The organism is Candidatus Poriferisodalis sp., assembly GCF_965208555.1.
In the GTDB taxonomy this organism is placed as follows: Bacteria; Actinomycetota; Acidimicrobiia; order Acidimicrobiales; family Poriferisodalaceae; genus Poriferisodalis.
Genome location: NZ_OZ242342.1, coordinates 2,174,384 through 2,194,521 on the forward strand (window position 1 = coordinate 2,174,384; position 20,138 = coordinate 2,194,521).

Below are 20,138 nucleotides of genomic sequence, written 5' to 3' on the forward strand. Positions count from 1 at the left end.
CTAGAAACGCCCGCAGCCCCGCAGGCTGGCGCGCCTGCTCACACCAGCGATGGAGAGAACAGTGAACGATCCCGTACGAGTTGCTGTCACGGGGGCCGCCGGCCAGATCGGCTACAGCCTGTTGTTCCGGATCGCGTCGGGCGCCATGCTCGGCCCTGAACAGCCGGTCGAGCTGCGCATGCTGGAGATCCCTCCGGCGATGGGCGCGCTCGACGGCGTGATGATGGAACTCGACGACTGCGCCTTCCCGCTGCTGGCGTCACGCACCGGCACCTCGGATCCCAACGAGGCCTTCGAGGGTGCCGACTACGCGCTGCTCGTGGGCTCGATGCCCCGCAAGGCCGGGATGGAGCGCAGCGATCTGCTGGAGGCGAACGGCGGCATCTTCACCACCCAGGGCAAGGCGCTCAGCGATTCGGCCAACCCGAGCGTGCGAGTGCTGGTGGTGGGCAACCCGGCCAACACCAACTGCCTGATCGCCATGCGCAATGCGCCCGGAATTGCTGACGGGCAATTCACGGCCATGACCCGCCTCGACCACAACCGGGCGATCGCCCAGCTGGCCAACAAGGCCGGCGTGTCGGTGAACGACGTGACCCGCATGACCATCTGGGGCAACCACTCCGCCACCCAGTATCCCGACATCTTCCATGCCGAGGTGGGCGGTCACAACGCAGCAGCCCTGGTGGACGATCAAGCGTGGCTGGAGGACGATTTCATCCCCACCGTGCAGCAGCGCGGCGCAGCCATCATCAACGCCCGGGGCGCCTCGTCTGCGGCGTCGGCGGCGTCGGCCGCGGTGGATCACATGCGCAACTGGGCGTCGGACACCCCTGGCGGCGACTGGGTCTCCATGGGCATCCCGTCCACCGGCGATTACGGCGCCCCCGAGGGCATCATCACCTCGTACCCGGTGACCGTGTCAGGCGGCCAGTACCACGTCGTGACCGGCCTCGAGCTCGACGACTTCAGCCGCTCCCGCATCGAAGCCTCCTGGGCCGAACTCGTCGACGAGCGCGACACCGTCGCAGGCTTAGGCCTTCTCGGCTGAGTGAACCGCCGTTCAGCTCAGCTGGACGTGATGAATGGCGATCCCGAGGTTCGGCGCCCGGGTGAGCCTGCCGTCGGCTGTGAGCAGCGGTGCATCGAGAAGCTGCGCTGCGGCGACGTACAGCGCGTCGTATGCGCTCACGTTGTGGCGGTTATGCCACGCGGTCACGAGCAGATCCCGATGGGGGACGCGTCTGATCGGCACGGCCGCGGCATCTCGCAGCGCTGTCTCGGCACGCCCAGTTGGCAGCTTCTCACTGGCGACATGGCGTCGCAGTATCGACAAGATCTCCGCGTCGAGCATCTCGGGCGCGGCCAACTGGCGGTCGCGAATGATGTCCTCGACGCGCCGCCCTTCCGGGGTGCGAAGCAGGTACTCAACCGCCACCGAGGCGTCGACGATGTAGCCAGTCACGTGAGGCCGAGCTCCTCGTCCCGTTCACGGCGCGCTTCGTGCAGCGCGGCGACCGAGTCAAGACTCACATCCAGCGGGGGTCGCTGTTCAAGGCGCTCCTGCCATTCGGACCACTCGAGCTCGCGTTCGAGGGCCTGCAGCACGACGGCGCTCATCGAACTGTTGCGCTGTTGGGCACAGCGTCGCAGCCGCTCGTGAAGCTCATCGGGCAGGTTCCTGACCTGGAGATGTGCCATCGCATGAATCTAGCATGAAAAATTCATGTAAATTGCCTGCACCCGATGTGACGGTCCGAGTGCGAAAATCACTGAAATTCATCTACCAAGTGTGACGCATGCCGTCGTCGAGGACGCAATTGTTTTCTTTGGGAGTTTGATTCGCTGCTCAGATCTGGATGTTGCGAACCGACAATGCGTGCTTGCGGGCCGCTTCCATGAGAGGTTCGTTCTCATTGGCCTGCGCGCAACAGATCTCTGCATCCAGAAAGCGAGCGGCAGCCAGTGCTTCGAGCGACAGCAGGTTGAGGCGGGCGCCGTCGCGGATGAGTTCGCCCATCGGCCAGCCGAGCGTGCGAAGAGACACCAGCTCGATCGATGCCGGCAGCTCGATGACCGCGGCGATGACACTGGCCGCAATCTCGGGTGACACATTCCCGAGCTGACGCGACATCGACCCGACTACAGCTTGATCAGCGAACGCTCGGCAGAGACGGTGGCACGCACGACCGCCGCGGACGTAGTGGTTTTCTGGGCACGTGGGACTCCAACTGGACGGCAGCCCGCCGGGAAGGGCAGAGCATCAGCTGTCGGGGCCGTAGGTGTAGCGGCCTATGGCGTCAAGGGTGAGCTGACGCAGGGCGTTGCAGCTGCCCAAGCGGATGATGAGCGGTTCGTTGGCGATCATGGCGAAGGTGAGCACGTCGCCGTTGGGGGCGGTGCTGACCCCGGCGATGGACGAGCTGTCGTTGAGCTGGCCGCCCTTGGCGTAGACCGTGTTGGTCGAGCCGCCGGGCGCAGCAGGCCGCGGTCCGCAGCTCTGCAGCGTTGGGGTTCGACCAGCGATGGAAAGCGACGCCGCGAAGCGGGAATCGTCACCGGCCAGCAGCAGCAGCTGCGCGGCTGCCTCGCAGGTCATGCGGTTGTGAACTGACAGTCCCGACCCGTCCACCAGGACGACGCCATCAGCGGCGCTGCCCAGGAGATCGCGCAGCGCAGTCGTCGCAGCGGCCGCCGAGGCTGCCCGGGACGAATCGCCGCGGTGCCGGCCGATCTGCTTGAACAGCATCTCCGCCGGCGTGTTCTCCGAGATTCTCAGTATCCGAACCAGCATGTCCTCAACCGGCGGTGAGGTGATGCTGCCCAGCGAGGTCGAATCGCTCGCCGACGGGGCGCTGCCCGAACGGGGCCGGTGCCGGATCACCAGGCCCTGGGCTTCGAGCAGGTCGTCGAAGTCCGACGCCGCAGCCTGGGTCGCATCCGCGCTGCGAGTGTGGCTCAGCCGGCTGACGGTGTAGGGCGAGTAGCCGTCGTTGATGACCAAACCCGACAGGACGCCGACGAAGTTCTGCGACATGTACGACTGCTTCCACACCGGCGGCGTGTCCGGCGTTGCGCCGGGCGGGTAGTGCGAGGTGTAGGTCTGCTCGCCGTCGGCGAACCACGATCCGTCCCCGACGATCGCACCGTCGATGGTGTCGATGCCGTGAGCGTCGAGCGCCGCCATGACGTCGTCCGCCAGCTTCGTCACGTCCGTGTAGGGGCGCTCAGGGACAATCCGGTTGATGTAGCCAGGCGTGGCCAGCACCGGGTCGCCGCCGCCGATCAGGTAGAGGTCACCCCGCAGCACGCCGTCGCTGGCCGCGGCGAGCGCTCCGGCATCGGCAACCACCCGGGTGGTGAACGTCGCATCGGCGCCCAGCTCGCTGAGCACCACGGAGGCGGTCGCGAGTTTGATGAGCGACGCCGGCAGCAGCGGGGTGCCGGTCTGATGCTCGAAGACCGGCTCGCCGTTGCGGTACAGCGACATGCACATGTCGTCGGGGGCATCGCTGGACCGCAGCGCAGCCGAGAATTCGGTCACCAGCCGCTGCTGCCAGGCGGGAGTGTCGTCGTCGGGCTGGTCGCCGCTGCCATCAGAGGCGCTTGGGTCCTCGCCGGCTGCGAGCGCCGCCGCGACGGCGCCCACAGCGGCCGCGGTCTCCCAGCGGTCCGCGCCCCATACGCGGATCATGTCGCGGCCCGACAGCTTGGCGTTCGGCACGGCGGCGGGCCCGCCGACCACGTAGCCGCCGCTCGCTGCTGCGGCCAGCCTGTCCAGCTGGGCCTGCGGGAATGGCTCGTCGCGTCCCCCGGCCAGCACGATGCAGCTCGTGGATCCGAGCACGCCCGCAAGCGTGACGGCCGAGTAGATGTCGGACTGAGCGTCAGCGTCGGATGCGACGATCACCGGCACGGCGCCGGCGCAGTCGCCCAGCACCGCGGGCGGCGGCAGCGTTGCCGACCCGGCCGATGTCGCCTGTGCGCCGGCGCTCGTGGGCCACATTCCCACCAGGCCCGCGACAACGAGGGTCGCCGCGATTGCGTTCGATATTCGTCCCACTAGTGCCGACTGTGCCTATTGGTTCCGGCACTCATCAGTGCCGCCTGCGTCCGATGGTTCCGGCACTCATCAGTGCCGGAACTGCCGCTCGCCGGTGAACAGCATGGCGAGGCCGAGGTCGTTGGCCCGGGCGATCACGTCGTCGTCTCGCAGGGCGCCGCCGGGCTGCACCACCACTGCCACGCCGGCCTCGGCAGCGGCTTCGACGCCGTCAGGGAAGGGGTAGAACGCATCGCTGGCGCAGGCCCCGCCCGCCGCCCGCCCGTCCGCCTTCGCGGCGGCGAGCTGGCCCGACTCCACCCGGTTCTGCTGGCCGGCGCCGATGCCCCACGCCGTGCGGTCTCGCGCCAGCACGATCGCATTCGACGTCACGTGACCGCAGACCCGCCAGGCGAAACGGGCGTCGGCCCGCTCGCTCGCGGTCGGCTGGCGCTGGGTCACCACCTGCCAGTCCCCGGGCGCCGACGCGAACGTGTGCGGCGACTGCACCAGCCAGCCGCCGTTGATCTGCCGCAGCGAGATGCCGGTCTCATCGGGCCGCGGCGCCTCCAGCACCCGGGTGTTGCGGCGTTTCGCCTCGAGCCGCTCCACCACGCCGTCCTCGTAGCCGGGCGCGATGATCAAGTCGGCCTGCGCCGCTGCCTCGATGCGCTCGACCGTGTCGAGATCGACGATCTTGTTGAACGCCACGATCCCGCCGAATGCCGAGCGGGCATCGCAGTCGTAGGCCCGTTGGTATACATCGGCCAGGTCGTCGCCCGCCGCCGCACCGCACGGGTTGGCGTGCTTCACGATCACCACCGCCGAAGAGCCCTCGGCATCGCCGAGGTCGTGCACGATCCGCCACGCCGCGTCGGCATCGAAGAAGTTCAGGTAGCTGAGCGCCAGCCCGCCGTGCTGGTAGGCGTGGTCCCACCACGTCGACCCGCCGACCGGCCGGTAACGGGCACCGAGGTGGTGCGGGTTCTCGCCGTAGCGGCACTCGTCCACCCGTTCCAGCGCCAGGTGCACGGTCGGCGGCAGGGGAGTGGGCTCGGGCGATGCCCCGCCCGCCGGCGACGCCTCGATCTCGCCATCGCCGGCCGGCTCGTCCAGCCAGCTCACGATCGCCGCGTCGTAGGCGGCCGTGTGGGCGAAGGCCGCCCGGGCCAGCCGCCGCCGCATCGCCGCGCCCAGCGCACCCGATTCCTCCAGCTCCGCCAGCACCGGCTCGTAGTCGGCCGGGTTCACCACCACGCCCACACCGCCGTCATCGTCGCCGTGGTTCTTCGCGGCCGCCCGCACCATCGCCGGCCCGCCGATGTCGATCAGCTCGGGACCGGGGTCGGACTGGAACGGGTACAGGTTGCAGACCACCAGGTCGATGGCCGCGATGCCGTGCTCGTCCAGCGACGCCAGGTGCGCCGGTTTCGAGCGGTCGGCCAGGATCCCGCCGTGGATGCGCGGGTGCAGCGTCTTCACCCGCCCGTCCAGCATCTCGGGGCTGCCGGTGACGTCTTCCACCGCCAGCACCGGCACGCCGGCTTCGGCCAGCGCGGCAGCCGTCCCGCCGCTCGAGGCGATCTCCCACCCGAGGCCCGACAGCCGGGTGGCGAAGTCCACCACGCCCGTCTTGTCCCACACCGAGATCAACGCCCTCATCGGGTCTGTCCTTCCTGTCTGCCGCTGGGATCGACTTCTCCGCAGGCATCATCGCCTGCCGTCTCTCCGGCGCAGCGTTCCAGGAACGCCGCAATCGTCGCCGGGTAGAGCTCGCGTTCTACTGCCTTGATGCGCTCGTGCAGCGTTGCCTCGTCGTCACCCGCCAGCACCGGCACCGCTCGCTGTGCCAGCACCGGGCCGGCATCCACCTCGGGAATCGCCACGTGCACGGTGCAGCCCGACTCGGCGGCCCCGGCGTCCAGCGCGTCGCGCACGGCATGCCAGCCAGGAAATGCAGGCAGCAGCGACGGGTGCGTGTTCAGCACCCGGCCGCGGTAGCGCCCGCCGCCCCATTCGAAGAACGACCCGTCCAGCACGGTGCCGAAGCCGGCCATCGCCACCACGTCGACGCCCCGCCCGTCCAGCACCGCAGCCAGGTCGCAGCTGTAGCCCATGCGGTCGAAGCGCCGCCGCCGAGCCTCACCGCCGTCGCCGGCCGTCCACTCCGCACGTTCCACCAGCATGGTCTCGATCCCAGCATCGGCGGCAATCGCGAGCCCGCGGCACGGTCGATCGGCCCCCACGACATCGACGGGAAGCCCCACGCCGAGCATCGCTTCGAGGATCGATCCGGTTCCAGAAACCAGCACCGCCAGCCGCACGGCGCCGAACCTACGCGCCCCGCCCGCCCGCGGCGCGGTCCGCCGGCTGCTGCGCCCGCGCTCCCCAGTAGCCTCGCTGCCGTATGCGTCCGCCCGAGGACATGCCGCCTCCGTCGTCAGAGCCGCCAGGGGGCCCCCAAGGCCCTCAAGGCCCCCAGCGACCCCAAGGTCCCGGCGGCCCCAGCCGGATGCCACGCCGCCCCCGCGGCCTCACCCGGTTCCGCCTGATCATCGGCATCATCGTCGCGGCGGGCCTGATCCTGCTGTTCTCCATCCGGGGCCTCGCCGGCTTCTGGACCGACTACCTGTGGTTCGACAGCCTCGGCTACGCCTCGGTGTGGTGGAAGGTGCTGTGGGCCAAGATCGGCCTCGGCCTGCTGTTCACGGCGATCTTCTTCGTTCTGCTGTGGGTGAACCTGTTCATCGCCGAACGGCTCGCCGCGCGCGCCACGCCCACAGGACCGGCCGAGGACATCGCCGCCCGCTGGCACCAGATTTCCCGCCGCCGTCGCGCGCTCATCCGCATCGGCGTCTCGCTGCTCCTCGCCTTCATGGTCGGCACCGGCGTGTCGGGCCAGTGGGAGTCGTGGCTGTTCTTCATCAACGCCACCGACTTCGGCCTCACCGACCCGCAGTTCGGCCGCGACATCGGCTTTTACGTCTTCCGCCTGCCGTTCTTCAACTTCCTGGTCGGCTGGGCGTTCGCCGCCGTGCTGGTGACGTTCATCTTCACCACCATCTGGCACTACCTGAACGGCGCCATCCGGGTGCAGGCCCCCGCCGGCAGCCGGGTGCAGCCGCAGGTGAAGGCGCATCTGTCGCTGTTGCTGGGCCTGCTGGCGCTTATCAAGGCGGTGGGCTACTACTTCGACCAGTTCGAGCTGACGCTGTCCACCCGGGGCTTCGTCGACGGCGCCACCTACACCGACGTGAACGCTCAGCTGCCGGTGCTGCGGCTGCTGATGGTGATCAGCCTGTTCAGCTTCCTGCTGCTGGTGGTGAACATCTGGCGGCGCGGTTTCACCTACCCGGTGATCGCCGTGGCGCTGTGGGTGGTGATCGCTGGCCTGGCGGGCGCGGCGTACCCCGCCATCGTGCAGCGCTTCCAGGTGGAGCCTTCGGAGTCCACCCGCGAGGCGCCCTATATCGAGCGCAACATCGAGATGACCCGCATAGCGCTCGATCTCGACGATGTCACCACCAGCGAATTCGACTACGAACCCGAGCTCACCGCTACCGACATCGAGAACAACTTCGACACGGTGCGCAACGTGCGGCTGCTCGACCCCGCCGTCATGCAGGACACGTTCCAGCAGACCCAGGGCATCAAGAGCTTCTACGACTTCCGCGACATCGACGTGGACCGATACGAGATCGACGGCCAGGTCACCCAGATCGTGCTGTCGGCCCGTGAGCTGCGCCCCACCGAGCTGCCCACCGACACCTGGGAGACCGAGCACGTCGCCTACACCCACGGCTACGGCGTGGCTGCCGCGCCGGCCAACGGGGTCGACGCCAACGGCCGCCCGGCGTACGCGCTGGGCGACATTCCGGGGGTGACGTCGCCGGGCGCGGAGGCGCTCGAGCTCGACGAGCCGGGCCTGTACGTGGGCGAGGACTTGCAGGGCTACGCCATCGTGGGCGCCCAGCGGGCCGAGGTCGACTTCCAGGACGACGACGACCGCACCGAGACCACCCGCTACGACGGCGCAGACGGGGTGGGCATCGGCGGCTTCTTCCGCCGCCTGGCGTTCGCGGTGCGCTTCGCGGAGCCGAACCTGCTGGTGTCGGGCGAGATCCAGGGCGAGAGCCGGATCCTCTACAACCGCGACATCACCCAGCGGGTTGAGCTGCTGGCGCCGTTCCTGTCCTACGACAACGACCCCTACCCGGTCGTGCTCGACGGGAAGGTGAAGTGGGTGCTCGACGCGTACACCACCACCACGCAGTTCCCGTACGCGCAGCGCACCAATTCCCGGGCGGCCACGCTGGGCAGCGACCTGCGCGACCCGTTCAACTACGTGCGGAACTCGGTGAAGGCCGTGGTGGATGCGCACGACGGCACGGTCACGTTCTATGTGGTGGACCGCAGCGACCCGATCGTGCAGTCGTACATCAAGCAGTTCCCCGATCTGTTCTCCGAGGAAGAGCCCCCGGCCGAGCTGCAGGAGCACTTCCGCTATCCCGAGGATCTGTTCCGGGTGCAGACCGATGCGTGGGGCCGCTACCGCCTGAGCGACCCGTCGGAGTTCTACGACGCTGCGGGTGCGTGGGCAGTGGCGCAGGACCCGGGCGACTCCATCGGCCAGACCACGGTGGAGACAGTGCGCGACGAGACCACCGGGCAGGTGATCGCCACGGTCGAGGCCCGCATCTCGCCGCAGTACCTGCTGTTCCGATTGCCGGGCGACGATGCTGCGTCGTTCGTGATCTTCCGGCCGTTCGTGCCGTTCTCCGAGGACGATTCTCGCAAGAACCTCGAAGGCTTCATGGTGGTCCACAACGACCCGGATCGCTATGGCGACATCGAGGTGTTCGAGATCCGATCGGATCAGCCGATCGACGGTCCTGCGCTGTTCAACTCGAACATCCAGACCGAGGAGGAGATCTCCGAGCGGCTGACGCTGCTGAACCAGAACGGTTCGGTGGTGCGGCCCGGCAACCTGCTGCTGATCCCGGTGGAGAACTCGTTGCTGTACGTGCGGCCGCTGTTCATCGCGGCCACCGGGCCGACGGCGGTGCCCGAGCTGCAGCTGGTGATTGCAGGCATCGGTTCGAATGTGGTGATCTCCGAGACGTTCGAAGGAGCGCTCGAGAAGGCCATCGGCGCCAGCATCGACATCGGCAACGGGACGGTGCGCCAACCCGAGCGAACGCCCGATGCGCCCGCTACCGAAGACGAAGCGCCGGCTGCCGCCGAGCCCGACGATGCAGCCGACGACGAACCGGCGACGACGCCCGATACCGACGACGTGGGCGACCTGCTCGAGCGTGCCGCCAGGGCGTTCGAGCGTGCCGACGTCGCGCTGCGCGAGGGCGACCTGGCCGCTTACCAGGAGGCCGTCGACGAGGCCGAGCGCCTCATCGCCCGAGCCGCCCGCATCCTCGAACAAGCCGCCACCGGTTAAGCGGCCGTCCGCCGTCGCGCGCCGACCCTGCCTTGCCGGTCGCGAAGGACCGCTGGTAGTGTGATCGTTCTCGCCGCGGGGTGGAGCAGTCTGGAAGCTCGTCGGGCTCATAACCCGAAGGTCGCAGGTTCAAATCCTGCCCCCGCCACCACGGGGTCTTGGCCAGTGCACCCCAATTGTGTTGGCCAGTTCGACCAGAAGCGGGCCGATTCGGCCCGTTTCTGCGCGTTTCGGCACCGATTTCGGGCTTGTTGACGTATTGATTTGCCGGCTGGCGTCCGACGGGCCGCGAGCTGGGTGCGGACGAGCGCGATGAGGCAGACGGCTTCGGGGCCGTCTGCCTCATCGGGATGCTTCTATGGCGCTATGTGGGTGGTGGCGGGCGTGCGGGGGAGTCGGGTGCCTCTCCGGCTGGCGGGGTCGACGTTGGTTGGTCGGTGTCTTCGAGCTGTTCTGGTGTGTCGGTTGCGGGGCGTGATTTCTTCGCGGCCCGTCGAGCCTGCTTGGCGGCCTTGAGCTCTTCTTCGCTCTTGCGGGTGAGCTTGAGGTTGTAGGAGACGCATCGTGCGAGGCACATGATGTGGCGTGCTGCGCTGCCCATGATGCGGTTGACCTTCTTGGAGAGGCCGTTCTCGTCTTTGATCTGGGAGAAGATGTTCTCGGAGGGGTTGCGCTGTCCGTAGACCTGGTCGTGCAGCGGTGTGCCCCACGGTGGCCACTGGAAGTAGTCGAGATTCTCGACGGCGGCGGTGATGAGTCCTTGGTGGAGGAGTTCTTGGGGGAGGTCCTTGAAGATTCTGGTGAGGTCCGCCGGCGGCGGGTACAGGGGTCGTCCCTCCGGCCCGGTGTGCTGGTCGGGGTCGATGTTGAGCCGTCCGTCTCGGCTGGGCGACGAGAGTTTCTTGGCGCCGCCGTCGAGGTGCTCGTGGACGGTCAGCGCGAATCGTCGAGCTCGCTCGGTGTAGAAGTCCTGGAGCTCCTTGCCCTTGAGCTCGGGAGGCGGCTTGCGCCAGTTGGGCGGGGTGCAGGCGTGCAGGAGGGTTCCGGCGTGGAGGAACGCTGGGTAGCCGCTGGGGCCGAGCCGGACGGGCTTGACGCTGGTGCGTGTCGGTTCCTTGTAGTCCATGGCGATGTCGATGTTCATGGTGTGGATCGGGCGGTTGAAGCTCGGTCCGAGCTGGCTGTAGCCGCGGTCCACGACGAGCTTTGAGATGTTCGGGCACAGGTGAAGTGCGTCTTCCATGGCGTCGATGCCCGTCTTGGCGACGTTCGCGGTGGCGGTCTCGAAGATCAGCGACACCACATATGGCGGCACGGCGGGGCCGAACTTCACTCGTTTGGTGCTGCGGGTGAGGTGCCAGGGCCTCACTGCGATGCATGTTGTGAGCATGTAGCCGTAATAGCCTCCCGGCTCGCGCTCTGAGTTGCCGCTGCAATGGCCGTGGGTCGCGTCGGGGTCCAGGCCGTGTCCGCCGTGCCCGTCGGGGCGTTTGCCGTTGGCCCATGAGGACACGGCGGTCGCGTCCATGGCGACGTTCTCGACCATTCGGGTGATGCGCGGCCGCACCGATGCGCGGATGACCGCAGCGGTGAACCAGCGCAGGTCGCAGTGGGTGCCGTCCTCGTCGGTCCATCCGTCGTGCAGGGCTTTCTCGAGACGTCTGGATTGCTTGGCCACGACGTAGTAGGAGATGGGTTTGAGCAGCGTGTCCAGCGGCTGCACGCCGAGGTCAACGGCGTCCTGGGGTTCCAGGCTCGCCAAGAAATTCGCGACGTGTGTGCGCCAGTAGGTGGCCCATTCGCCGATGACGTAGAACTTCGAGATGAGCAGCGTGCTCACGGTCAGGCGAGACGCGGGTCCGCTGCGCCGCAGCCTGCGCTCGAGATAGGGCAGCACGCCTGCTGACTCGAACATCACCTTGAGCCTGCGGATCTGGCGGGGGTCGGGCCTCTTGCAGAACACCGTGGACTGGGGATGGCCCGGAGGCTCTTGGTGCGCCTTCAGCCGGCGCACGATCTCCTCGGCCGTGAGCTTGCCGGCCGCGGGATCTCGCTTCGGCGTTGTCACCCGGCGGCTCATGCTGCGAGTCCTCGGTTGGCCGCGTCGACGGCGTCGGCGGGGTCGGCGCAGTGGCTGAGCATCTGCTGGAGATAGGAGCCGGTGATCGGGCCGGCGATCTCGTTGAGGACGTCGAGCGGCGTGCCGGCGCGGATGTGCGCGCACACGAACGTTGCCCGGGCGCGGTGCAGCTCCAGCCGCCCGAGTCCTGGGACGGCGAGCCGGGTCGCGACGTTGGAGGCAGCGGCGGGGCTGTCGCTGTCGAAGAACCGGTCCCCGCCGCACAGCTCGCTGGCCTCGAGAACCAGGTCGGTGTACGCGGCACGGACCGGGACGACCCGCGGCCGGTCCCGGTGCACCGTGATGCCCAGCCGGCCCCCGTCGAGGCTCACCAGGTCGGCGGGGCCGCGGGAGTGGGATTCGGCGCCGCGCAGGCCCGCCCCCAGCGTCGCGGCGGTCAGCCACAGCCGCTCGCATCTGAGCCTGCGGCCTGCCATCGCGGCCGATTCGCGGAACAGGAACTCGTCGACCGCCGAGTACGGCGCGGCGGCGTCTCTGGCCCCGATGCGCTGCGGGCCGTCGGGCCACAGCTCGGGGCAGACCGCCCGGCCGACACGACGCAGCACGGAGCGGACCTGGGCACGCCATCCGTCGGACCAGCCGCGTGCCGGGTCCATCGCGAACGTCTCGACGTTGTGGGGGTGCAGCACATAGTCCGGATCTGTGGTGCCGAGCTCCGCTTCGGACCACAGCAGCGCGTCGGTCATGACCCGCAGCCACGTGACCGCGCTGGATGCCGTAGGCGGTCCGGCACGTGTCGCCCATTCGCGTGCGACCGCGAGCAGGGGAGTCGCAGCCCGCGACCGCTCGTCGCTGGGGCACCACAGCTCGATGGTGAGAGCGACGCTGCCCGGATCACGGTCGCCGGCGCTGGCTCGACGTCGCTGCAGCGTGTCAGCGAAACCGGCCATCGCACTGTCAGCCGAGATCAGTCCCGCAGCGACCGCGGCTCCCGCGACGCGTCGCGCAGCCCAGCGGCGCTGCTTCCTCGACAGCGACGACTGGCCCGGCCGCCGGCCTGTCACCGGATCAGCCCAGGCGCCGACACACCAGGCATCGATCATCTCGCGGGTCGCGTTCGCCCAACGGTCATCGGCAGCGCGCGCCAGGTATTCCAGGAGACTCTTCGCGAGCCACACCAGATTGCTCACCGTCGCCGGGCTCAGCCCTTCGGCTTCGCGCAACCTGGCGAGAATCAGCGAGGTCGACGCGCGGATGCTCCCGCGGGCAGCGACGCCGCCACACACGTCGCCGGTCTGGACGTCTGCCGTCTCCGGCGCCGACGCGTTCCCTCGGGCACGATCGGCTGCGATGCCGGTCACAGCAGCACCTCGGGGCCGCGCGCGGCCCGCCGATGGCACCTGGCGGTCCGCGCGGCCGCGTCGACGACGGATCTGTAAGTTCGCATTTCCTTGGGTTCAGCAGCCGCGGTGTCGCTCGCCGAAATGGCGACCGACACTGCGGCTGCTACCTAAGAGCCGTAGTCACGCTTCCCGACCTGGAGCATCGCGATTGCAAGGTGCGAACCCGATTTCCCAGTCCCCATGCGGCTAAACGCACGATTCGGAGCACTTGGCCCATAGGCGGATCGCGCGCGCACTTCGGTTCGATGCTCCTGGCCGCGAACGGCTCGAGGCTGCATGGAGACGATCGCGGCACGGAGCGCGGATACCGCCCCTCGCCGCAAGAACGGCGTCGTTTCGTGGCCCCAGAGAATTCGAATGGGAATCCACGTCGCTGATGCGCGCGACGTTGCGGGTCGAGGCATCGGACCCATGGCCTGCCTCGACTAAGCGGTGACCGCAGCCCGGGAGATGTGTGATTCCGGCTCGCCACTCGATATCGGCGGCGAGAACGATCCAGGCTCATCGCGCGAGAGACTGCTGGTGTTCGATGAACCGCAGAAAATGCCTCGCGGTGCTCGAGAGTTCGTCGTTATGGTCGCGGGACGGTGAAGTTCCAGATCAGTTATGAGTCGATCGACTGTCAGGGGTGCGGCGAGCGGCGGCAGAGGGGACTTGATTGTCCTGTTTGCGGAGCTCGGGCCGCGCCGATGGAAGTCGACCTGAAGCATCAGAGTCGCCTGCGGGCACTCGAACTGGTCAAGCAGAAGCGCTCGTCGCCCGGTCGAGCTCCCGACGCTTCGCCCTTGGAAATGCTGGTGTCGGCGCTGCTCGCGGACCTTCCCGATCGCGTTTCGCGGGGCGCCAACGCCATTTCCCGCACCCGAAACGCCCGACCGGATGAGCTTCAACAGATCGCGGCGGACATAGCCGACCTCGAGGCCTGGGCCAGCGAGACACCTCAGCTGAGGCCGTTGGGTGCCTACGCGCGGCACGTGAAGATCACCGTCGAGCACCTGATCGGGGTCTTCGATGTCACCGTCGCAATACTCGAAGCGCGCCGAGGATCAGATGCTCAACAGCTCGAGCCCCAGCTGCAGGAGCATCTGGACGCGGCGACCGCCGCGATCTCTCGATGCAACGAGCTGTCCGACCAGATCACCGAGCTGGCACTGTCGGACAATGCCGTAGCCACTTGGATCCGCTTCGCGATCGGCGACGACATGGTGGCAGCGGAAGCCCGCGGCAGAGCGATTCTGGAGGATCACAGGCTGACTTCCGATCAAGTCAGCGTCGGAGTCTTGGCGGTGCTGTGGGATTTCATCTCCGGTTCGACCTCAGACGACCGCTCGTTCTGGTGCCGCGCGGCACAGCACCAATCGCTGCTCGCCCGCCATCGAGACCGAGTCGTCGAGCTCGCCGAGTCCGAGATCTTCAAACAGCGCGCCTCGGACGCATTGGACGATCTGTTGCACGCAGCACGATTGGCCGTCCAACAAGACGACTCGGAGTCCCAGCGCCAGCACGCCACCGAGCTGCTGGACTTCGGCCACCGGCTCGTCGAGCAGCCGCTCAAGCTGCACCTCGGCATCGCCTGTGCGGCAACGACAAGTCAGCGCTTCGAGTCGACCCAAGCAAGCGACGTCGCTGCGCTGATCGGAGTCGCGAACCAGAAAGGCTGGGCTGTCGCCTCGCTACTGGGCGATTCCGATATCCGCAACGCGTTTGCTCATCGCGACTACTCGGTCCGAGCCGACGGAATGATCGAGCTGTGCCCCGCGCGATGCGCGGCGCAGGGCCGCCCCTCAAAGGTGATGTCGCTTGACGAGTTGTGCGACGCGGTGCTCGCGATCAGCGAAGCATGCGGTGCTATGGACATGGCTTTCGCGCTCGTCACCGGCCGCTGCGTAGGAGATCACGCCGACGGCACGTCGCCGTTCCTGGTTCGCTCCCACGCAGAAGGCCTGCTCGGCTGGGAGGACGTCGCCATGCGCCTCGAAGAAGACGAAGCTGTCATCGAGGCGCGCACCACACGGCCCGTCAAGTTCGCAGAAATCGGACCTCTGGCTTCGACCCACCTCGGCGACCACAGTCGTCTGATCATCCGGCTCACCACGAACGGCGGCGATCACGAGATCCGGATCTCTGTGCCGGAGATCAAGGAATGGTCACACGTCGACGGGGAAACGGCCCGCTCGGCAGCCTTTCTGGTCGCGTGGCACCGGGCGAAGATCGACGGCGCTCCAGCCTTCACAGACGCCCAGGTACGCAAGGCACTGGCCGTGCAAGCGCTCCAGCTCCTAGCGGATGAGACCAAGTCATTCGGAGACTCCCGACACGAGCTCGCAAGCCTCCGAACAGCCGCCAAGGCAGTTGGCGACCACGACCTGGCCAAAGCAATCGCTAGCTGCATCGGATGGAGAGCCGAGAACATGGCCGGACATCAGCCGGCCAGCAATCCCATCGACCGGCTTGTTGACATCGCGTCCGCGGACGTGCAGCCGGTCAGCGAATGGATCATCGCCCACTAAAACACGCCGCTTCCGTTGGAGCGGAATGAAGCAACCGCCAGGCCGCGAATCGAGGCGACGAGTTCTGGCAGATTCCGTCCGCGGGGCATCGGGACGATTCTTCGCGCGCATAACCCACTGCAGCTGGGTGTGCTCGTGCGGGCAATTCTGGAGTCCTGACACGCCACACTGCTTGGACGGCGAACGACAAGATCACTGAGACGGCAATGCAGCGAACCACAATCCGGCAATGTTGAGCGTGTTATCGGTCGTCGCGGATGTCGTGACCATCGTGGCTGTCTTCGAGGTCACGAAGCGCTACCTCAAGCCCGCGTGGCTGCTGTCGCTCGGGTGCTGGTTCAACGCACAGTATTGGGGTCCGCATGCAGACGTGCCCGATGCCTCGTTGTTCACTTGGCGTACATGTTGGTCTCGCATCCTCCCCAAGTGGCTTTGTGGGCTCTGCGCAAGGATCCTCCTGCTGAAGTTCGAGAAGGAAGCCAGAGCCGCACCGGGCTCTGGTCCCAAACCGCGGTATGAGAAGGACGTCAGGGACGAGATCTATGAGAAGTGGATCGGGATTGCGAGCAGGCACGTTCGGCGGGGCTGGAACGGCCATCCGCATCATTGCCCCAAGCCCAATCTGCCCCGGTGGTGCAGCACCCCCGGATGTCATCAGCCCGGGACTTCTCAAGTGCGGCAATACACGACATCGGGACATGTGAGCTTCAAGTGGTACTGCGCAGTGCACATAGGCGGCACGCGACCTCGGGGCCTTCGGCCGACCGGCAAGCCGCCATCGCTGCGCATATGTGCGGGTCTCTGACCTCGCTAAGGCCCGCCAGAGGTCGACGTATCTAGCCCGGGCCGGTCATGCGGGTTGATGTCGCTAAGCCGCGGCTCGGGAACATCGATACAGAGATCGGGGTCGTCCTTGAGCGCCTCGTTGGCCATCTCGACGTAGTGCTCGGCTATCTGCCTGAATGCCTCAGAAACTGAAGCGCCTTGGTCCGGCTGTTCTTCGTCGCCCTTGGCCGACATGGGATCAGCGTATTCCGGGCCGCCTGTGGGGATCACGGGGACGTTGACGGGTGCGACGATCTGCTCGCCGACCGAGTGTGGTCGTTGCGGCGGGTCCTCGCCACACGCATCATCAATCGTCGCTGAAGCCAACCATGTCGAGGCTGCGTGCTGCTTTGACGGCTGTTTCGAAGCGGGGCTTGGGGCCCCACACGGTGGTGTCGAGCGCTCGGTGATAGCCGTCTCGGAGAGCTTCGTAGGCGGGAGTGCCTTCAGTGAACGCAGGCGAGGTTCCATAGCCGTGCAGGGGTCTCGGTGTTGGTGCGCGAACCGCTGCGGACGCCGTGCGCCACATCTGCGGTGCGTGTTCGCGGGTTTGGGCTGCGTGGGTTGGCTGGGCGGCGATGGACCACAGGTCATACAGGTCCCGTCCGCGTGCGCACAGCCCGCCGAGATCGCCCCGGGCGGCGCGACGGTGCAGAGCGTCGAGCTTGTTGACCGCTGTCCACCACGGGTACACGCATGGCAGTTCGAATCCGCCGAGCTCAGGGAATCGGAGTGCCCATTCGGGGTCGCCGCGTCGGGCGAGCAGCGAGTTCACCTCGCATGTCGCAACCAGTCCGTCGGGTACGTGCAGGAGCGTGGTTTCGAGCTTGACGTCAGTCTCGGCAGCAGCGATGTTGAGCATCGTGGCGCGAATCCGGCTGCCGACGGTGGTCCCGCAGCTCACCGCGGGATCGGAGGCGGCCCATTCCGCGACAGTCCGACAGGCGTGCGCATCCCGATTGGGCGACCCGCGACGGTGGTCGGCGGTGAGCAGGGTGCCGTCGATGTCGTCGGAGAATCGGCGGGTGATTCCCCACGCCATCGACAGCGAATTGCCGCCGCTGAACGCCCACATGCCGGCGCTCGACGACCCAGCTGATCGGTGGTGCCCTCGCAGCTGTGACTCGCCCGGGGTGCCGTCGGCGGGAAGACGCAGATGCAGCGCGTACAGGACGCGCACGACCCAGTAGTCGACGATCACTTGACGGCGCGTCAGGCCGGTGTCGGCCGCGACCTGCTGCACCGCTGCGCCGAATTCGCGTTCGTGCGCCCCGAACCGGTCGCCGGCATGAGTCCGGTTCTTGCCGGCGCGGTCAAGTCGCGCAAATTCGTATCCTCGGCGCGCGGACGCGGCTCGAGTGCTTTGGGGAGTCTCCGGCAATGAAGGGCATCTGGGAAGGACTCGTCGGACCGGGCCAGTTCGCAGCGGTCGTCACGAGCGCGGGACCGATCCTCAGCGAATATGACCCATCACTCCCAGCGGGACTGGGAAGGCGAGGCGAAGGGGTGTCAGCTTACGGCCGGTCGATGCCGCACGCGCCCAGCCGCTCGGGAACCGGAGCCGCGTGCCGACGAGATGCCAAGGGTCGGCTCGCCTAAGCCGGCCGGCAGCTCGGTCCGTTCGTCTGCGTCGCCATCGGTGTCGGTGGCTCGGCTCGCCTTCGAAGGCCCCGGAACCTCACGGTCTCCATACACACCGACCTCATCGGCGAGGACAGCTACGCCGAACTCGTTGCGCGGCTGAGCGACGAGATGAGGCTGGTCCGTGATCGTTTGCCGTTGATCGGCACTCTCGGCGCGGCGGCCACGGCCGTGGGCAGTGTCTGGCTCATCAGTCTGATCGTCGGCCTGCTGAGATTCCAAACCTGAGATCAGCGCCGTAGATCTGTAGCCCTCGGTGGGGCGTCAAGCCGAGCGCCAGCACTGATGCGGCTCCCGGCGGACCGCGGTCAACCCATTTCGCATCCCGCACTACCTTCGCGTCCTTCGACGAAGGAGAGGAAGCGGTGAACGACACCCTTGCAAGATCAGCGATGCGGCTACTGCACGATCGAACTGCCCGCGGCGACACCCTCGCATCAGTGCTCGAGGCGCAACCGGACTTGAGTCCCCATGGCTTCAAGCGGGCCGCGGGTGGCCCAGGCATCGACGATGCGCAGCTCTGCATGTGCCTGAGATGGCTCGCTGTCTGCGGGCCCCTGGATGAGCCCGATCGGACCGAAGGCAGCCTCAAGCGGAAAGAGGACGTCGAACGGCTCACCGGCTACAAGGTCGACAACGGCGCTCTCATCGCTGCCTGCCTCATGTGCAATCTCGTCGTCGAGCAGATCGAGGGCTCCGCGAGCGGATGGCTCGGCGTGAAGAGCCCCGCGGAGCTGCTCGACAAGTCTCATCTCCTGGCATGCAACGCCGAGGACTGCTCCGGCAAGTGCGTCCTGACCAATCATTGGTCGGCTGTCCTCACCTACCGGCACCCGACGCTTCGAGAGGTCGTCGCTATGGCGGGTTTCTTCTGGGACGACATCCCGCCGAGGTGGCAGCACGACATCGAGGTCGACTACACGAAAGGGCCTGACGAGAAGATCGCCGACGAGATCAGCGGCGTCTCGCAGTTCCTATCCGACAAGGCACCTGAGGCACACGAAACGTGGGTGCCAAGCACCGAGGGCTGATCAGCCGCGCGGATGCACTCAAGGATTGCGGCCGCATCCGCCGGTGTGGCCAGCAGGCTTGCGGCAGAACGTCCGAGACCTCGGCATCCACTGCCCGCAACGTCGACGGCTGGCCCGCCGTTGGCGCGACGCTTCGAAGCCGCTGCCCGTCGCTGTTGTTGGCGCATCCGCGCTCGCTCATCCGAACGCGCGTCCTCGTCGGCCTGTCGGCGCGCTTCGACGAGAGCAGGGTCGGCGTCGATGGTGCGGCACCGCTTCTGTCACACCCCCCAAGTGGACTGCTCTCGCACAGCACACCGACCGACTCGGGAAGGACCGCACCCATGTCCGATCACGACGTCCGCTCCGATATCCGCTCGCTCCGGTACATCGTCGAGCGCATCGACCGCGACCTCGCCGCTCACCTCAGCAACGAGAACGACCGAGACATGCGCAGCGCCGAGAACAACGGCCGGCTGCAAGGACGCCTCGACCGCATCGAAGCCTCGCTGGCAAATCTGGGAACGCTCATCAAGCGTCTCGAAGCCAAGATCGGGCGGAGCGCGGGCGCGGTCGAGGATTGACGCAGTTCGGTGTGCCCGGCGCGGTTCAGGGATCTCTCGCGCCGCGTCCTGCTACTGCAGCGCTGTGACCAGCGGGCGAGCGCGGCTCTGGCGTGCCTGCGGAGCGCAGATATACACTCACGGGCTGTAGAGCCGCAGGCGGGTTTCGAACCCGCAGCTACGCGATGGGAATCGCGTCGTTCTGCCTTTGAACTACTGCGGCGAGCGGAAGCGCTGGGCCCCGGCGTCTGTTTGTTTCCGGAGTCGGGGTCTGGCGTTTTCCGCTACGACACGCGACCACGCGGCTTGTGTAGTTTGCAAACTCGCCGCTTTGGGAGTGCAAAACCGCTGGTCAGGGGCCTATCTGCAGCCAGGCCGGCCAAGTGACCGCGCGCCTCGAAACAGCGCGTGTGATTTACGCTGGCCCGCGGATGCCAGTCGGCGCTACGGCATAGTGCTCAACACGGGGCCGAAGAGTTCGTCGTTGGGTCCATTCTGAACGCACTACATCGAAGTGACGCAAGAGCGGCCCACACGTGCTTCAAGGTTGGGGGCGGACTGATGTCGGCCGCCACTTCGGTGGTGGCGTCGAGCCTGTGATAGAGCTTGGGT

The 20,138-nt window shown here is 67.3% G+C and carries 15 protein-coding genes and 2 tRNA genes; 6 read left to right on the plus strand and 11 right to left on the minus strand.

Features of this window, described 5'->3' with window-relative positions:
- Nucleotides 1-49 precede the first annotated feature (49 nt).
- Entirely contained in the window at nucleotides 50-1,051 is a 1,002-nt protein-coding gene (locus ACOGXE_RS10145) for a malate dehydrogenase (RefSeq protein WP_419930796.1), read from the plus strand.
- Nucleotides 1,052-1,063: 12 nt separating this feature from the next.
- On the opposite strand, the gene ACOGXE_RS10150 is transcribed toward ACOGXE_RS10145, so the two are convergent.
- The 6 genes from ACOGXE_RS10150 to purN form a co-directional block, all read right to left on the minus strand.
- On the minus strand, nucleotides 1,064-1,465 hold the full coding sequence (locus ACOGXE_RS10150) for a type II toxin-antitoxin system VapC family toxin (RefSeq protein WP_419930797.1): 402 nt from the start codon (nucleotides 1,463-1,465) through the stop codon (nucleotides 1,064-1,066).
- Nucleotides 1,462-1,701, minus strand: coding sequence for a FitA-like ribbon-helix-helix domain-containing protein (locus ACOGXE_RS10155; protein ID WP_419930798.1), 240 nt, complete (start codon nucleotides 1,699-1,701; stop codon nucleotides 1,462-1,464). Before ACOGXE_RS10155 ends, ACOGXE_RS10150 begins: the two co-directional genes overlap by 4 nt.
- Nucleotides 1,702-1,849: 148 nt before the next feature.
- The gene (locus tag ACOGXE_RS10160; RefSeq protein ID WP_419930799.1) at nucleotides 1,850-2,134 is read right to left on the minus strand and encodes a hypothetical protein; all 285 of its coding nucleotides are present in this window, start codon (nucleotides 2,132-2,134) and stop codon (nucleotides 1,850-1,852) included.
- 129 nt (nucleotides 2,135-2,263) lie between these two features.
- Nucleotides 2,264-4,063, minus strand: a complete 1,800-nt coding sequence (locus ACOGXE_RS10165) for a D-alanyl-D-alanine carboxypeptidase (RefSeq protein WP_419930800.1) — start codon at nucleotides 4,061-4,063, stop codon at nucleotides 2,264-2,266.
- Between the two features lie 69 nt (nucleotides 4,064-4,132).
- Entirely contained in the window at nucleotides 4,133-5,704 is a 1,572-nt protein-coding gene (purH, locus tag ACOGXE_RS10170) for a bifunctional phosphoribosylaminoimidazolecarboxamide formyltransferase/IMP cyclohydrolase (protein ID WP_419930801.1), read from the minus strand.
- Complete coding sequence (gene purN, locus ACOGXE_RS10175; protein ID WP_419930802.1) at nucleotides 5,701-6,366, minus strand: phosphoribosylglycinamide formyltransferase; 666 nt, start codon at nucleotides 6,364-6,366, stop codon at nucleotides 5,701-5,703. Before purN ends, purH begins: the two co-directional genes overlap by 4 nt.
- A gap of 83 nt (nucleotides 6,367-6,449) precedes the next feature.
- Here purN and ACOGXE_RS10180 point away from each other — a divergent pair, with 83 nt between their 5' ends.
- Together ACOGXE_RS10180 and ACOGXE_RS10185 are read left to right on the plus strand one after the other, a co-directional pair.
- The gene (locus tag ACOGXE_RS10180) at nucleotides 6,450-9,494 is read left to right on the plus strand and encodes a UPF0182 family protein (RefSeq protein ID WP_419930803.1); all 3,045 of its coding nucleotides are present in this window, start codon (nucleotides 6,450-6,452) and stop codon (nucleotides 9,492-9,494) included.
- Between the two features lie 74 nt (nucleotides 9,495-9,568).
- Nucleotides 9,569-9,645 (plus strand) — tRNA-Met (locus tag ACOGXE_RS10185).
- 213 nt (nucleotides 9,646-9,858) lie between these two features.
- On the opposite strand, the gene ACOGXE_RS10190 is transcribed toward ACOGXE_RS10185, so the two are convergent.
- Together ACOGXE_RS10190 and ACOGXE_RS10195 are read right to left on the minus strand one after the other, a co-directional pair.
- Nucleotides 9,859-11,574: a hypothetical protein gene (locus tag ACOGXE_RS10190; RefSeq protein ID WP_419930804.1), complete on the minus strand. Its 1,716-nt coding sequence runs from the start codon at nucleotides 11,572-11,574 to the stop codon at nucleotides 9,859-9,861.
- Nucleotides 11,571-12,935: a hypothetical protein gene (locus tag ACOGXE_RS10195; RefSeq protein ID WP_419930805.1), complete on the minus strand. Its 1,365-nt coding sequence runs from the start codon at nucleotides 12,933-12,935 to the stop codon at nucleotides 11,571-11,573. Before ACOGXE_RS10195 ends, ACOGXE_RS10190 begins: the two co-directional genes overlap by 4 nt.
- Before the next feature lie 731 nt (nucleotides 12,936-13,666).
- Here ACOGXE_RS10195 and ACOGXE_RS10200 point away from each other — a divergent pair.
- Complete coding sequence (locus ACOGXE_RS10200; protein ID WP_419930806.1) at nucleotides 13,667-15,487, plus strand: hypothetical protein; 1,821 nt, start codon at nucleotides 13,667-13,669, stop codon at nucleotides 15,485-15,487.
- Nucleotides 15,488-16,297: 810 nt separating this feature from the next.
- Here ACOGXE_RS10200 and ACOGXE_RS10205 read toward each other — a convergent pair.
- Entirely contained in the window at nucleotides 16,298-16,639 is a 342-nt protein-coding gene (locus ACOGXE_RS10205; protein WP_419930807.1) for a hypothetical protein, read from the minus strand.
- Nucleotides 16,620-17,555 carry a nucleotidyl transferase AbiEii/AbiGii toxin family protein gene (locus ACOGXE_RS10210; protein WP_419930808.1) on the minus strand — a complete coding sequence of 312 codons (936 nt, stop codon included), beginning with the start codon at nucleotides 17,553-17,555 and terminating at the stop codon, nucleotides 16,620-16,622. The genes ACOGXE_RS10205 and ACOGXE_RS10210 overlap by 20 nt, the downstream gene beginning before the upstream one ends.
- Before the next feature lie 763 nt (nucleotides 17,556-18,318).
- Between ACOGXE_RS10210 and ACOGXE_RS10215 the strand changes: the two genes are divergently transcribed.
- Nucleotides 18,319-18,984, plus strand: a complete 666-nt coding sequence (locus tag ACOGXE_RS10215; RefSeq protein WP_419930809.1) for a hypothetical protein — start codon at nucleotides 18,319-18,321, stop codon at nucleotides 18,982-18,984.
- A gap of 323 nt (nucleotides 18,985-19,307) precedes the next feature.
- Nucleotides 19,308-19,547, plus strand: coding sequence for a hypothetical protein (locus ACOGXE_RS10220; protein WP_419930810.1), 240 nt, complete (start codon nucleotides 19,308-19,310; stop codon nucleotides 19,545-19,547).
- Nucleotides 19,548-19,677: 130 nt separating this feature from the next.
- Here ACOGXE_RS10220 and ACOGXE_RS10225 read toward each other — a convergent pair.
- Nucleotides 19,678-19,749 (minus strand) — tRNA-Gly (locus ACOGXE_RS10225).
- Nucleotides 19,750-20,138 lie beyond the last annotated feature (389 nt).

Excerpts from the sequence above, each read along its gene's own strand:
- ACOGXE_RS10155 (WP_419930798.1), bottom strand. The coding sequence starts at position 1,701 with ATGGCACATCTCCAGGTCAGGAACCTGCCCGATGAGCTTCACGAGCGG.
- ACOGXE_RS10220 (WP_419930810.1), top strand. The coding sequence starts at position 19,308 with ATGTCCGATCACGACGTCCGCTCCGATATCCGCTCGCTCCGGTACATC.
- ACOGXE_RS10145 (WP_419930796.1), top strand. The coding sequence starts at position 50 with ATGGAGAGAACAGTGAACGATCCCGTACGAGTTGCTGTCACGGGGGCC.
- ACOGXE_RS10180 (WP_419930803.1), top strand. The coding sequence starts at position 6,450 with ATGCGTCCGCCCGAGGACATGCCGCCTCCGTCGTCAGAGCCGCCAGGG.
- ACOGXE_RS10190 (WP_419930804.1), bottom strand. The coding sequence starts at position 11,574 with ATGAGCCGCCGGGTGACAACGCCGAAGCGAGATCCCGCGGCCGGCAAG.
- ACOGXE_RS10160 (WP_419930799.1), bottom strand. The coding sequence starts at position 2,134 with ATGTCGCGTCAGCTCGGGAATGTGTCACCCGAGATTGCGGCCAGTGTC.
- ACOGXE_RS10200 (WP_419930806.1), top strand. The coding sequence starts at position 13,667 with ATGGAAGTCGACCTGAAGCATCAGAGTCGCCTGCGGGCACTCGAACTG.
- purH (WP_419930801.1), bottom strand. The coding sequence starts at position 5,704 with ATGAGGGCGTTGATCTCGGTGTGGGACAAGACGGGCGTGGTGGACTTC.